Origin of the sequence: Nostoc sp., assembly GCF_036917395.1 — a bacterium.
Classification (GTDB): domain Bacteria; phylum Cyanobacteriota; class Cyanobacteriia; order Cyanobacteriales; family Nostocaceae; genus Nostoc.
In genome coordinates, this window is record NZ_JBALDI010000049.1 from 160400 (window position 1) to 174249 (window position 13850).

A 13850-nucleotide genomic window follows, 5' to 3' on the forward strand; every position below is an offset into this window, starting at 1 on the left:
ACTCTCAACCGTCTGTAGAGCAATTCAGAAATTGTACTGTTTTCAGTTCACTGCTATGTATGTAAAATAAAATTGCGAATTAAGGAGTTTTCGTAATCTTTTGTTGCAAAAGTATGAATTTGAGCCAAATTATTACACCAGAAATGGGGTTTAATATATTAAAAGACAATTAAAATTTTGATTGGCGCTGAAGAAGAGAAAACCCCTAACTGAGGTTTTGTTTAATGGCTGATTATTTTAAGCCTTCAGGGAAAGGGCTGTCTTGCAAAGTTGCTTTAAGTCGGCAGAGCCGCCCAACGGACTTTGCGCTGTGCGATAACGCAGATTTCCCACTACAATAAAATAGCTTTGTCAAAAATTAGGTTGGATTCCATAGTTGTTGTTTATACCGGATTTTGTGTTCAAACCATTGGAGAAAGGTTTATGCACAAACTTTTCGGTGCAACTGTAAGTTTTTTGTTTTGGATAAATATACATGACTTCTGCTGACCAAATGCCAGCTAGTGGCTCAACGTTAACATTAGATTCAGATCCCAATAACACCAAAGAAAGCGATCCCCTGAGAAAAGCCAACGGTGTTTATGTGACGGTGCATGGTCATTTTTACCAGCCACCAAGGGAAAACCCTTATCTGGACGCAATTGAACGCCAACCGAGCGCTGCACCTTTCCATGACTGGAATGAGCGGATTCATTGGGAATGCTATCGCCCGAATGCATTTGCCAGAGTCTTAAATGACCGAGGCGAAGTGGTGGAGATCGTCAACAATTATGAGTATTTTAGTTTTAATATTGGGCCAACGCTGATGTCGTGGCTAGAACGCTACGATGTGGAGGTTTATCAGCGGATTTTAGAGGCGGATGCCAAGAGTAGCCAACGTTTGCATGGTCACGGCAATGCGATCGCGCAAGTATACAATCACATCATCATGCCTCTGGCGAACGAACGCGACAAATATACCCAAATTCGCTGGGGTAAAGAAGACTTCCGCTCCCGCTTTGGACGTGATCCCGAAGGCATGTGGCTAGCAGAAACCGGTGTGGACTATGCAACCTTAGAGGCTCTTGTTGCTGAGGGTATTCGCTTCATTATCCTTGCACCTTCCCAAGCACTACGTTGCCGTCCCCTCCCTACTCAAGATGATCCCAATCCGGAATGGATCGAAGTCGGTGGTAGTCAGATTGATTCCACTCGTCCGTATCGTTGTTATTTGCAGCCCACACTAGGTAGTTCATCTTCAACTCTGAGTGCGATCCCCACTAGCCGCAAGGATAGTCGTACAGAAGAATTACCTTATATTGATATCTTTTTCTACGATGGCCCGATATCGCGGGACATGGGTTTTAGTGATGTCGTTTATAATTCGACTCACTTTGCCGGACGTATCGGTTCAGCCGTGCGTGGGGATCATCGGCCAACACAGTTAATCTCTGTGGCGACGGATGGGGAAACCTTCGGACATCACAAGAAGGGAACTGAGAAAACTTTAGCCTATGCTTTTACCAGAGAGTTTCCTCAACAGGATTGGACGGTGACAAACTTCGCCCACTACCTAACCTTAAATTCTCCCAGTTGGGAAGTGGAATTGAAGTCAGTCACAGCCTGGAGTTGCGCCCACGGTGTCGGCAGATGGGAAGATGACTGTGGTTGCGGTGGAGAAGGCAGCGTCTGGCATCAGAAATGGCGTCGTCCCTTGCGGAATGCTCTAAATTGGCTGCGGGATCAGCTAACTGAGGTGTATGAGGAACATGGGAGGCAGTTATTTCGTGATCCCTGGCAAGCACGAGATGAATATATTCAAGTGATGCGCGATCGCTCTGCTAGCAATGTCAACCGTTTTCTGTCCCGTCATCAAACCCACAAACTAACAGCAGCCGAACAAGTAGACGCCCTGCGTCTGTTAGAAATGCAGCGTCACGCTTTATTGATGTTCACTAGTTGCGGCTGGTTTTTTGAAGAAATTTCCCGTCCAGAGGGGACGCAAATTTTGCGTTACGCCGCCCGTGCTTTGGAATTGGCGGGGGAAGTGGCTGGTGTGCAGTTGGAAAAAGGCTTTGTCAAACGTCTTGGTTTAGCCCCCAGCAATGTGGATGACTTCAAACACGGTGGCGAAATTTATCGGCAACTCGTGTTAACTGCCCAGCTTGGCTTTAAGCAAGTAGCAGCCCATTACGCCATTACTTCCCTATTTAGCAATCACAAACTAGTAGAGACGCGCAATTCTCTGCCAAGAAAAGATGCTGCGGACAAACAGTCTCAGCGTTACCACAAAAAGGTTTATTGCTATGCTGCTAATGAGTTAGATTACCAACTGCAACGCATGGGATCGCTAACTCTGGCTGTCGGGAATTTAAAGCTGGTATCAGAGATTACTTGGGAAAGTGAACATTTGGTATTTGCAGTTCTGCATTTGGGAGGGTGGGATTTCCACTGCTGCATTCAACAATTTACCGGGCGGCGTGACTACAGCCAAATCAAAGAAAAGCTGTTTGGGGCACTGCAACAAGCTAGTGCGGCTCATACTATTTTGGTGATGACACAGCTATTTGGGGAAGAAGCTTTCAGCTTGCAAAATCTATTTGCTGAAGAACGTCACCGGATTATGCAGTTGCTTAGTCAGGAAACACTGACACGTTTAGGACAGTTGTATACCCAAGCCTACCGTGATAATTATGGGGTGCTGATGGCGTTTCATCGAGATGAAATAGTAGTACCGCAAGAATTGCAGGTAGCAGCAGATATTGCTTTAGGGCATCGCTGTCTGATCACATTGCGATGGCTTGAGCAAGATATCGCTGATCCCCAAAAGAGTTGGAATCACATATTAGAATTGGAGGCGATCGCTACTGAAGCAAAACATCTGCGTTGTCGGCTGAACATTCCCGACGGTAAGCAGATGTTAGAACAGTTAATTGCGCGATCGCTTTGGCAATTGTTGCATGATGCCAATGGTAGCTTTAATGCAGATATCCAACTATTGGAGCGATTGATTGATGTCGGGGATCAATTAAATATCGATATTTCTCTACAGCGATCGCAAGAGCTATATTTTAGTTGTCTGCACAGTCAGATAGCGCCGGTGTGTGTCACTAGCCTTGAGAATGAAGGAGATAATCAGTGTCTTCAATTGCTCAAGTTGGGCAAAAAGTTAGCCGTTGATGTCAGCATGATCTCAAATCAGTTGGGATAAAAATCTCACACACAGAGAAGGGGAAAATTTTCCCCTTTTCTTTTTAACTTCCTTTACTTAACCTGGGGGCGATGTCTAATGACAAGCCGCTTTGCGTCTACGCAATGGTATGGATAAAGCCACTCACACTTGAAGAGTCCGTGGGTATGTTTCTCAAAAAAGGTTCCTGCATGGCGTCCAGGTGATATATCGATCCCAGCTTTCGTTTTAATCTCATATAGCCAAGGAAAGGCTACTACTAAAACAGCTATGACAGCGAAGAGGTAGAGAATCGTAGTTCTAATATTGAGGAATTTTAAGGAATTGCTATTGTGATTTTGAGGCATAGATAATCAGGAACTAATAGCACGTCTGATCCTAACCTAAAGCTGAAAATATCGCCGGAAGCGGGGATCAATGTTGTCTGTTTTCTCCTGATTGCAGGTAAGACAGAGAGTTTGAAGATTACTGATATCGTTTTGACCACCACGGGCAAGGGGAATGATATGGTCAATGCTGAGGTTAGTTTCTCCAGTAGTTTTACCGCAGCTTTGGCATTGGTATTTGTCACGTTGAAAGACATATTTCTTTACTTCCAGTGGGATACGAATGCGGGGAGTTTTGCTCATTTCCTTAGTTGCGAAGAAATCCTTCCAAGCTGGGTACATCTACCCAACTCGCTTTTGTATGGGATTCATGGGATAAATCCATCAACAACTGAGAATAAATTCCTTCTCGCAGCGATGGTGTAATTTCCTGATTGCGGTCAATTCCTTGCACCCATTGGTCTACTACGCGGATAAATGCAGAAATGCGCCCATCAGCATGATTTTTGGGAAAAATTAACCGATTCGGTATTTCTATTTCCGTTAGAGGTTTACCTGGCTGGGAACCCCAAACACGAAAGCCGTGTATATAATCTTTTTGATTTTCACTGCCCACAATTAATGTACCGCGATCGCCATATACTTCTATCCAATGGGTTCTTGGTGCATGAACAACCGCACTGATCGAAAGTTCGCAAGGTGTGCCATTTGCTAATTCCAGCGTTAATATACAGTTGTCATCTGTATTCACTGGCTTAGATTCCCCACTAATAGGGTCAACTCGTGTGGGAATAGCAGTAGTTAAATGGGCGTTTAATCTACGGACTGGCCCGAATAACCAGTGGATGTAATCGAAGGAGTGGGAACCTAAAGATCCCAATGCACCGCCTCCTTTCTCTTTGTCAGAATACCAATTCCAAGGGCGTGAAGTATCAGCACGAGAAGAACCTAACCAATCAATTTTAATTAAGCGCAACTCACCCACATAGTTTTCTGACAATAGTTCAGCAAATAATTGCCATGCAGGTACAAAGCGAAATTCAAAGTCTACAGTTGCAATGACGCTTTTTTCTCTAGCTAACTGATAAAGTTCTTTAGCTTCAACTGCATTTAAGGTTGTCGGTTTTTCTAGTAATAAATGTTTCCCAGCTTCCAGTACGGTTTTTGCCATTTCATAGTGCAAAAATGGCGGCGTCGAGATGCTGACTGCTTGCACTTCTGGCAATGCTACAATATCTGTAAGTGAATCGGAAGCGTGGGGAATATTATGGGATTCTGCTATAGCTTTGGCTTTATTTATATCCCGGTGATAAACAGCAACTACCTCAGTTTGAGGATGTGCTTGGAATCCAGGGATGTGGACTTTTTGACCAAATCCAGTGCCTGCGATCGCAATCCCAATCATATCATCCTTTACTCGCATACTTCTACAACTTACTATTTACCTAATAATATCATTTTATCTATCATATTTAATATATCCGAGTCTTTACTTGCATCAAACTTCCTAGCAAATAATTTTTCTGATTCCCTGATTTTTTCAAAATCCTTTTCTTCTAAAATTATTGGATGATAGGCATTAATGTTGCCACCCTAATCTATATATTTCAGATTATCGTTAATTACCTTATCTTTAAAAGGTGAATTTAAGACAAGTGTCTGACAAAATACCTCATCTGTACAATAAGTGTAATTAAAACGTTTAACAAACTTAGGATTTTGCTTTACAAAAATATTTATCCATTTTATACATTCTCCTGTTAAACACCAGAATTGAGAACCTCCATAAATAGCAAAGCCTTCAGGAAGTTTGCGTTTTTTAACTAAACGCGAAATTAAAAATCAATATAATAAAGATACAATATAAAATTTAAATTCACGCTTTTCGGGAATACAACAATATTTATCATTCTAATAGATGTGCCAATATTCTATTCTTATTAAACCGCCTTCTTTCCAGTAACTATAAGGTAGTGAAAAATATTATATAAATTCTTTCCCTTGATTTCTTTGTAGAAAACTCTTGATATATGCATTTTTTTTCATCATATAGTCTTGACTTTATAAAAATATAACATAATCAAATTTTAGTCCTGTTTTTACTATTCCATTTATTGCTTTAAAAGTAGCTTTTACCAAATTAAAACTTCCCTAGTTTGAATTATATTTATTGACAAAAATATATTTAATAATCTATTTAATTGATTAAATATCTAATAACATATTGTCGTATCTATTTTTTATCTAGATGGATAAAAAATGAAACATCATCTGTATTAAACTTAAAAATAAGCCGTACCAATTGTTCAGGAGAATTAGGTGCCAAAATTATATATGCTATTTTCATAAAACTTATCTTGGTAGAGAAACAAATTTGTTTTTTTGTTACCCTCATCCTATAGTATTTAATTTTAGCTTCATTATGAAATGATGAAAACCTAGAAAAATAACCAGATATAAAGGCAAAGTTTCAAATTGTATCATGCTAACCGGAGTTCGATATAATAAGTTAGCTTGAAAGGCTCTAATTGGGCTACAATTTCATCGATTAGGGATTGTTGTTGACTTCCGGTAAAATTGTCCAGCCACTCCCACGAATCATTAGATATCTGGTGAAATTAAACATGCGTTATCCAGAACCCTTGTAGAGACGCAAGTTTCGTGTCTCTATATTCTTTTTCACCAGATGTCTATTGTCATCTTTGGGGGTATTGAGAGACTTCGGGGTAGAATAATCATACTTGCGTAGATATTTAGCAGAATTTTAGCAGCCATTTTTACACTTCTTGAGATGTTCCCGATACCTCCTCCTTCAGAACTATAAGACTTACGCACAATAGATTCGCTCTATGTCGTAAACTTAATAACACTAACAGATTTTCAATATGCGAGTTCAAATAACTGTAGTTGCGATCGCGGTAATGTTAGTGGGTGGGCAAAATCCAGAAGCCCTTGCAGACTCGCAATCTTCTACTCAGGATGGGGCTAGTGGTATTGTAACGCCGGAAGCTACGATCCATATAGAGGGAGGGTATGCCAAATATGGTAATTATATAGGAGCGACTTCAGGAGATAGCCAAGCGCTGGAATTTTCCCAAAAAGTTGTCAAAGACATCCAGATTCGTTTTATTAATCACAAAAATGAGTCACTCGATGACAAAGGTCAGTTAATTAAAGGGCGAACTCAGACAGATTTTATCATTGGTCTGCTGAGACTCAAACCCGGTCAGGTATTCCGTGAGGATTTGCTTCAAGCAGACTTGCAACGATTGAGGAGATTAGAGTCATTTAATCAAGTAGATGTTAATCGAGAAGAAGATGCCTCCAGTGTTAATATCATTTATAAAATAAAAGAGCGTCGCTTCCCTTCTCTAATCTTAGGAGGCGGTAGTAACGATGATGTTGGGCTATACGGTCGCGTGGGTTATAAAGATGCAAATATCAGCGGTCTTAACGATAAATTAGATACAACTGTGCAATTTAGCACTAAAGATGTCCAGTTTAATGGTCAGTTCATTAGTCGTTATCGTCCTGGAGAACCAAACCGCTTAGGCTATAGCATTAGAAGTTTTCGTAGTCGAAATATATCGGGAACCTTCAACGAAGACATCAGATTGTCTAATGGCAACAAAGTGCGTGAGGGAAGGTTTGGCGCTTCTGTGGGACTCTTACGCTCTTTCGATGACTGGGATACATCTGTGGCTCTCAACTATACCAGGATTAGCCTACGCGATCAAGAGTATAACGTTGCACAGGTCGATAGATTAGGGAGTCCCCTATCTGTCAGTGGTACTGGCATTGATGACCTATTTACAGTATCATTTGCTGTATCCAGAGATCAACGCGATCGCCGAGACAATCCAACTCAAGGATCAATCCTCACCCTTAGTACAGAACAAGCGATTCCCATTGGACTGGGTAATATTTCCAGCAACCGTCTACGGGGAGACTATATTCAGTATTTCCCAGTCAGTTGGATAGGTAATGGTAGACCAACTGACAATCCAGAAATGTTGGCTATTAATTTACAAATTGGCACAACTTTTGGAGACTTTCCACCAGCTGATGCTTTTAATATTGGTGGGTTAAATTCTGTTAGAGGTTACGGTTATGGTAGAGTTGCCAGTGGTCGGAGTTATGGTTTAGCTTCTGTGGAATATCGTTTCCCAATTCTTCAGTCAATAGGAGGAATTCTCTTTACTGACTTAGCCTCAGATTTCGGGTCTAGCGAAACTGTGCTAGGAGAACCAGGAGTGCTGCGAGACAAACCTGGAAGTGGCTTTGGCTACGGCTTAGGATTGAGACTGAAGTCATCCTTTGGGCTAATTCGAGGTGACTTAGGAATTAGCGACCAAGGAGAAGTTAGATTTGAAGTTACTACAGGTCAGCGATTTTAATCCCAACTGTAATTACTTTGCGTTTCTTTGCGTTAAGCGATACTTTTTTGCTAACATTCATTAACAAATACACTCAGTAGATCGAAAGTCAGCAGTTGAGAGGGATCTTTTGGCTAGCGATCGCCGCTTCAAACTTAAATGAGAAAAAAGCTAGCCTATACTATAAGTTATGCTTATGAATTATCAACTAATCAAGAACAACTTAGAGTAAGGCTGTCAAGAAACTTGATCACATACAATTAAATGTTTATCAGAAAATATTTCCCTTAAAACAAAGGGAGCATTTGATGTCAAATCATTATTTCAAATTTTAGTAAGGGCAGCAACGGGAGATACAATTTGCGACAAGCTACAAGCCATTTGTCCAACATAACTGGTAATCAGCTTTCGGTTTATGCCAGATTCATGCCACTTTATGCGTTATGTCAGAAGTCAATTTTGGTGTAAAGAATGCCAGGAACCGGACTTGAACCGGTGACACGAGGATTTTCAGTCCTCTGCTCTACCAACTGAGCTATCCCGGCTGGGGCTTTTGTGAGCCACGATTAATCAATGTAGCAAACATCAAAGAATATAGCAAGTCTTTGGAGAAAAATATTTATGCAGCTTTCAATCTCAACTTGAACCAGATCAAAACGGCTACAAACAGCAGAAACGAACCAGAAGCAAGGTTGAAAATACCTGCTCCAATGATGCCAGCAATGCTGCTGATGGAACCAACTATCACCCATATGACTAGAAAGCAGTTAAAGTGGTGACTCATCAGTTTGGCGTAGAGGCGGGAATAACCAAAAAAGCGTTCACCAGTAAAACGCCGACAGCTTTAATCGCTACAGCAACGGCGAGTGAAGTTAAATTTGTTATCTACTCCTGGTTCACTAAAATAAAGCTTTAACTTTGTACTTTTTCACAGCATTGACTGCATTTTGCACATCCGTTGGTGAAAGTTGATCTTGGGGAATTTGCACCACAGCAACTTGCTTGAGGTTATAGCGTTTAGCTAAATATGCAAACGCATTATCAAAGATAATAGCGGATTGCCTTTTTCTAAATTTTACCATATAATGATTCTCATTATTAAAATCGTCAGAGAATATCATTCTGGGTTTCCTGTGCAATGAATAACAACAAAACTTTTTCAGACGGTACAGCCCTCTGCAATTTAGTTTTCCCTGAATAATTAGGATTTCTTGACTTTTTTTGTTAAAAAGTTTGCTTACTTCTGATAAGATTGCTGACAAATATTCTCATAAAATACACGTTTAAAAAAATGTGATTTGGGTGTGAATTGGAGATCAATGTGAGGAGAAAAATGCAAAAATTCTGTAAATATCTGCTAGTTAGTCCAGCAATCTGCGGTGTAATGCTATTTGTGAATACTGCTACATTTGCAAGTGAAACATCTGGCACGTCTGAAATCAATCAAGGGCAAGTTTTAGCTAATCCAGACATAAGAGCTACGAACACAGCGCAAGATCAGACAATGGCGCAAGTTACCTCCGTGTCTCAATTTTCCGATGTACAACCTACTGATTGGGCATTCCAAGCATTGCAGTCTTTGGTTGAGCGCTATGGCTGTATTGCCGGATACCCAAATAGCACTTATCGTGGTAATCGGGCATTAACGCGATATGAATTTGCTGCTGGTTTGAATGCTTGTCTTGACCGCGTTAACGAACTTATCGCTACAGCCACTGGCGATTTAGTTAACAAACAAGATTTAGCCACATTACAAAAGCTGCAAGAAGATTTTTCAGCAGAACTAGCGACACTCCGAGGTCGTGTAGATGCAGTAGAAGTACGCAGTGCTGAATTGGAGGCGAATCGGTTTTCAACCACAACTAAACTGCAAGGAGAAGTTATCGCAGTCGTCAGTGATGTTTTGTCAGGAAATACAGTCAACGGTGCGGAAATTACAGATAAGAATACAACTTTAGGGTTACGGGCGCGGATAGAATTGGTGACCAGCTTCACAGGGAAAGATACGCTGTTCACCAGAATCCAGGCTGATAATATTCTCAGCCCTAACATTGGTACACCAGAGGGTAACTTATTCTTTGCTGGTGATGGTACGACTAATGCTTTTATAGATGCCTTGTATTACAAATTCCCTCTGGGTGAAAAAACACAGGTTACTGTTCTTGCCAACGCAGCAGCAGCAGATGATATTACCAGTACTGTCAATCTCTTTGACGGTGATGGTTCCTTTGGTGCTTTGTCCACCTTTGGTACACGCAACCCAATTTATGGCCAGATAAATGGCGCGGGGTTGGCCGTAACGCACGAGTTCAGTGATAAATTGGCACTGAGTCTAGGGTATTTGAGTGGTACAGCTAATGACCCTACGCTCAATAATGGTTTATTTAATGGTTCTTACGGTGCGCTAGCACAGCTGACGGTTAAACCAAATGATCGCATTTCTTTTGGTTTAACTTACATCAATTCCTATAATCAGCCACTACTCACGGGTAGCAATGCAGCAACTCTCGCGCCCTTGGATTTAGATGGCGATGGTGCGCTAGATTCCCGATTTTCCAGTAATTCTTACGGTGTCGAAGCATCCATTGGCATCACTGATAACATCGTCTTAGGTGGTTGGGCTGGATACACCAACAGCCGCACATTAAATGGGAATCGTGGAGATGTTGACATTTGGAACTATGCCGTCACTCTCGGCTTTCCTGACCTCGGTAAACAAGGTAATTTAGCAGGTATTATCGCTGGTGTAGAGCCTAGAGTGACAAGTTCTAACGTCCCAGGACTGGATAGAGATGCGGATACATCCTATCATCTAGAGGCGTTCTACCAGTATAAGCTGACTGACAATATCACCATTACCCCAGGAGTCATCTGGTTAACATCTCCAGATCATAACAATGACAACGATGATGTTGTCATTGGCGCACTGAGAACCACATTCAGTTTCTAATTTTCACAATCTTGCCTGAAGACGTAAATTTATTCTTTGCGTCTTCCCTTTTTTAGATGATTCCAAAATAAAAACCCAGCATTTTTTGCTGAGTTTGATATCTTAAAACGAAAACGACATTGTTAGTTTTTAAGACGGTGTAAATAGATGATCTTAAACTGACTTTAATTTCCGTTTCACAAATGAACCAGCACTCATAACACCGAACGCTAGCAAGCCCAATGTTGCAGTAGGTTCAGGGACACTAGCTAGTCTGTAGCTGTGGTTATCAGTTTCAAATGCAATACCAGTTGTTCTTAAAACTACCTTATCAAAAGTCTCTCCTATACTAGTATTTGCTAACAAATTAACATAGACATTATTTAGATTACCACTTTGTTCACCATTCGCTGGAGCGTTTGGAACATCTGCGCCACTAAATGTTTTTAGTAAATTACCTCCACTATAGACATCCACAATGTTATATGTGTCTATTGACCCCCAGTAGAAGCCAAAGTAATCAACAGCCTTAGCAAAAGTAATAGTTTCATTACCAGTGTTTCCTGGAATATCCTGACCGTTAGCTTGGGCACCTTGTGGCGCAACCGTTAAGTATTTGCTGGTATCATTGAAGGGGGTAGCATATTGACTATCTACACTCCCTTGGACAATTCCATTGGTTGCAGAGTAAGTAACAAATCCGTTTGGATCGGTTGCTGTCCCGGAATTGAAGTTGATCGTTGTAGCTCCTTGAATATTAGTATATTGACCTTCTCCTGCAACAGGTGTGGAACCTCCTTGAGTCAGGCTAACAGCGCCGGCTGGGTTAGCACTCATGCAAACAACTGCTGTTCCAATTAAGGCTAATGATAGTTTTTGTATAATAGACATTGATTTATTTCCTTAACCATTTGATACCCCTACCTTGGCATGTCATCCGAGTATTTGTGTAGTAGGTAAGAATCATTTTTACCAAAACTATTTATTGAGCCAATAAATCTGAAGATAGCAAAAAGCTACTCAAAATATAGGATGTGAAGACAATTGCGGACTAAAATATCTTATATATATATACGTAGATGAATATTAAATTTGTATTATTATTTGAGCTAATATCTGGAACTCTACCGCCACACTGGTTTTACCGAATCTTGGTAAAAAAGGTAACATTACAAGCATTATTGTGGGTATGGAACCTAAAGTTAGCAGTGTCAGCAATTCCCTCAGCAATGTAGGTATCAACAAAGATACAGACACTTCATATCATCTTGAAGGTTTCTATCAATATAAGCTGAGTGACAATATCAGCATTACCTCAGGAGTTATCTAGCTAATAGCGCCAGATCATAACAATCAAAACGATGATATCGTCATTGGTATAGTTAGAACCACATTCATTTTCTAACTTTAAAAATTTCCAAAGAAGATGCAAATTTATCTTTTGCGTCTTTTATTTTTTGTGTGATCTCAAAAATAAAATCCAGCATTTTTACTGGGCTTGACATTTCAAAACAATATAGAAATTACAGGACTATTTCATTCTCACTTAGCCCGTGATCAGAAGGAAAGGTAATAGTCTTAGACTTTTTTAGTGTGGTTCTAAATGTGTAAAATCCATAAAGCTGTTATGTTTGTATAGCAAATTCCTCTGGTTCTATTCCCCAATTTACCCAGCAAATTGCCTCACGCGCTGAGTTCATATTCGGTGGAACACGCAAGGCGTGAATAAACCCTGTACTAGGGCAAGTCATTTTTAATAAGTAAATTGGTTCTTCATCTACATCATTATCTATTTTTAATAGACTATATTCTTTCCAAAAATCTAATTCAATAGCTTGTAATTCTTGGCAAATTCTGGCGTAACCGATACCCTGAATTAGTACTCGCCGTAGTTCGGCATTTTCTTCTGTTAAAAGCCAAGTAGCTTGCCATTGCTGCGGGTGGATTTTACCGTATTTTTCAGGTAAGGTTACGCCGTGGTAGGAGTAGAGGCTATATCCATCAGTAAATTCAATGGCTGGTTTGCCTTCTGCGTGGAGGCGATTTTGATTGTCAAAGCGCAGATGAAGGGGGCGATCGCATACAATACAAATTTTTTCATAAGGCGAAATCCAGCTACAATACTCTAGTAGTGACTGCAAAGCTTGCCATTTGATTTGGTTGTAAGAGCAATTTAAGACCGAAATATAAAAATCTACCCAACTGCACACGCTTGAATATAAATGAGTTTTAAACCAAAGACTAGGAAGATTTATTATGAGTTGAAGTTGAGTTTTTAATTCATCTCTCAATATGTCTTCTAGTATAGTTAAATATGGTAGCACGACAAGTAGTTGCAGATGGAGTTGGTTATTTAGCTGCCATTCAACTTGGCTACTTAATTCATTTGTAAATTTGTACAAAAGTTTGTTATAAAATTCGCTGTTCAATAGGTGTTTTAGTTGCTTGTGAATCACAATTTTTAGACCAGCATACGGGCTATCACAAAAAATAATTTCAGGCTCTTGTTTACAAATTGCTATATACCCAGCTTTTACCGCTTCTGCCGCTTTCTCTTTATCAATCCGCTCAGTTGAAAGCGCGATCGCTCTCCACTTTTCTCGATAAACTGGAATCAAAGCCTCTTGCTCAGGCGTTAACTTTTCAATCAGCGACATAACGCCAACCTTCAGGCTCGTATTCCCTCTGAATTTTCACCATCCAGTCACCTTGGGGAATAGAAATAGCTTTATGCTCCTCATGAGCTAGCAATGCCGACTCTGAAAACACACGTAAATAGAGTGTGCTATCTTTTTCGTATAATTCTGCGTTTCCCTGAGTAATGCGATGTTTATGCCCGGTAACTTCGCCTTCTGCCAAAGTTAAGTGAGGTATTTTTTGTCCTTCAATTTGCTGCACAGGCAGTAAGATTACATCACCTTGACGAATCGGTTGCATAGTTTTGCTTTCCTGACATGGGTACAAACCCCACTTCGCTTTTGCTCTCAAGTTTGGTTTAATTTTGGCACAAGCTCTTAGGAATTGGGAATTGGGGATTGGACATAGATCAA

Annotated in this window: 10 protein-coding genes, 1 tRNA gene and 3 pseudogenes; 4 read left to right on the top strand and 10 right to left on the bottom strand. The window is 40.5% G+C overall.

Features of this window, described 5'->3' with window-relative positions; translation table 11 throughout:
- The first annotated feature begins 475 nt into the window (after window positions 1–475).
- Window positions 476–3190 (top strand): DUF3536 domain-containing protein, encoded by a 2715-nt coding sequence (locus V7K46_RS18110; RefSeq protein ID WP_335115460.1) that lies wholly within the window; start codon window positions 476–478, stop codon window positions 3188–3190.
- A gap of 53 nt (window positions 3191–3243) precedes the next feature.
- Here the strand turns inward: V7K46_RS18110 and V7K46_RS18115 are convergent, their stop codons facing one another.
- The 4 genes from V7K46_RS18115 to V7K46_RS32090 form a co-directional block, all read right to left on the bottom strand.
- Complete coding sequence (locus tag V7K46_RS18115; protein ID WP_335115462.1) at window positions 3244–3516, bottom strand: hypothetical protein; 273 nt, start codon at window positions 3514–3516, stop codon at window positions 3244–3246.
- 36 nt (window positions 3517–3552) lie between these two features.
- A complete protein-coding gene (locus tag V7K46_RS18120) occupies window positions 3553–3798 on the bottom strand; it encodes an HNH endonuclease (protein WP_335115464.1) in 246 nt (81 codons plus the stop codon).
- Between the two features lie 4 nt (window positions 3799–3802).
- Window positions 3803–4900: a Gfo/Idh/MocA family protein gene (locus V7K46_RS18125; protein ID WP_335115507.1), complete on the bottom strand. Its 1098-nt coding sequence runs from the start codon at window positions 4898–4900 to the stop codon at window positions 3803–3805.
- Between the two features lie 188 nt (window positions 4901–5088).
- Window positions 5089–5331, bottom strand: coding sequence for a beta-1,6-N-acetylglucosaminyltransferase (locus V7K46_RS32090; RefSeq protein ID WP_442939850.1), 243 nt, complete (start codon window positions 5329–5331; stop codon window positions 5089–5091).
- A 1049-nt stretch (window positions 5332–6380) separates the two neighbouring features.
- Between V7K46_RS32090 and V7K46_RS18130 the strand changes: the two genes are divergently transcribed.
- A complete protein-coding gene (locus V7K46_RS18130) occupies window positions 6381–7892 on the top strand; it encodes a BamA/TamA family outer membrane protein (RefSeq protein WP_335115466.1) in 1512 nt (503 codons plus the stop codon).
- Window positions 7893–8343: 451 nt separating this feature from the next.
- Here V7K46_RS18130 and V7K46_RS18135 read toward each other — a convergent pair.
- From V7K46_RS18135 to V7K46_RS18145, 3 genes and pseudogenes are all read right to left on the bottom strand, one after another.
- Window positions 8344–8416 (bottom strand) — tRNA-Phe (locus V7K46_RS18135).
- 74 nt (window positions 8417–8490) lie between these two features.
- Window positions 8491–8747 (bottom strand): annotated as a pseudogene (locus V7K46_RS18140) (metal ABC transporter permease); the annotation flags it as partial.
- A 1-nt stretch (window position 8748) separates the two neighbouring features.
- Window positions 8749–8908 (bottom strand): annotated as a pseudogene (locus tag V7K46_RS18145) (metal ABC transporter solute-binding protein, Zn/Mn family); the annotation flags it as partial.
- Between the two features lie 296 nt (window positions 8909–9204).
- On the opposite strand from V7K46_RS18145, the gene V7K46_RS18150 reads away from it, so the two are divergent.
- The gene (locus V7K46_RS18150; protein ID WP_335115468.1) at window positions 9205–10821 is read left to right on the top strand and encodes an iron uptake porin; all 1617 of its coding nucleotides are present in this window, start codon (window positions 9205–9207) and stop codon (window positions 10819–10821) included.
- A 153-nt stretch (window positions 10822–10974) separates the two neighbouring features.
- On the opposite strand, the gene V7K46_RS18155 is transcribed toward V7K46_RS18150, so the two are convergent.
- Window positions 10975–11691: an Npun_F0296 family exosortase-dependent surface protein gene (locus tag V7K46_RS18155; RefSeq protein WP_335115470.1), complete on the bottom strand. Its 717-nt coding sequence runs from the start codon at window positions 11689–11691 to the stop codon at window positions 10975–10977.
- Between the two features lie 220 nt (window positions 11692–11911).
- On the opposite strand from V7K46_RS18155, the pseudogene V7K46_RS18160 reads away from it, so the two are divergent.
- Window positions 11912–12205, top strand: a pseudogene (locus V7K46_RS18160) (carbohydrate porin); the annotation flags it as partial.
- A 220-nt stretch (window positions 12206–12425) separates the two neighbouring features.
- Here the strand turns inward: V7K46_RS18160 and V7K46_RS18165 are convergent.
- Together V7K46_RS18165 and V7K46_RS18170 are read right to left on the bottom strand one after the other, a co-directional pair.
- A complete protein-coding gene (locus V7K46_RS18165; protein WP_335115472.1) occupies window positions 12426–13457 on the bottom strand; it encodes a DUF6745 domain-containing protein in 1032 nt (343 codons plus the stop codon).
- Complete coding sequence (locus tag V7K46_RS18170) at window positions 13444–13737, bottom strand: hypothetical protein (protein ID WP_335079192.1); 294 nt, start codon at window positions 13735–13737, stop codon at window positions 13444–13446. Before V7K46_RS18170 ends, V7K46_RS18165 begins: the two co-directional genes overlap by 14 nt.
- Window positions 13738–13850: the final 113 nt, after the last annotated feature.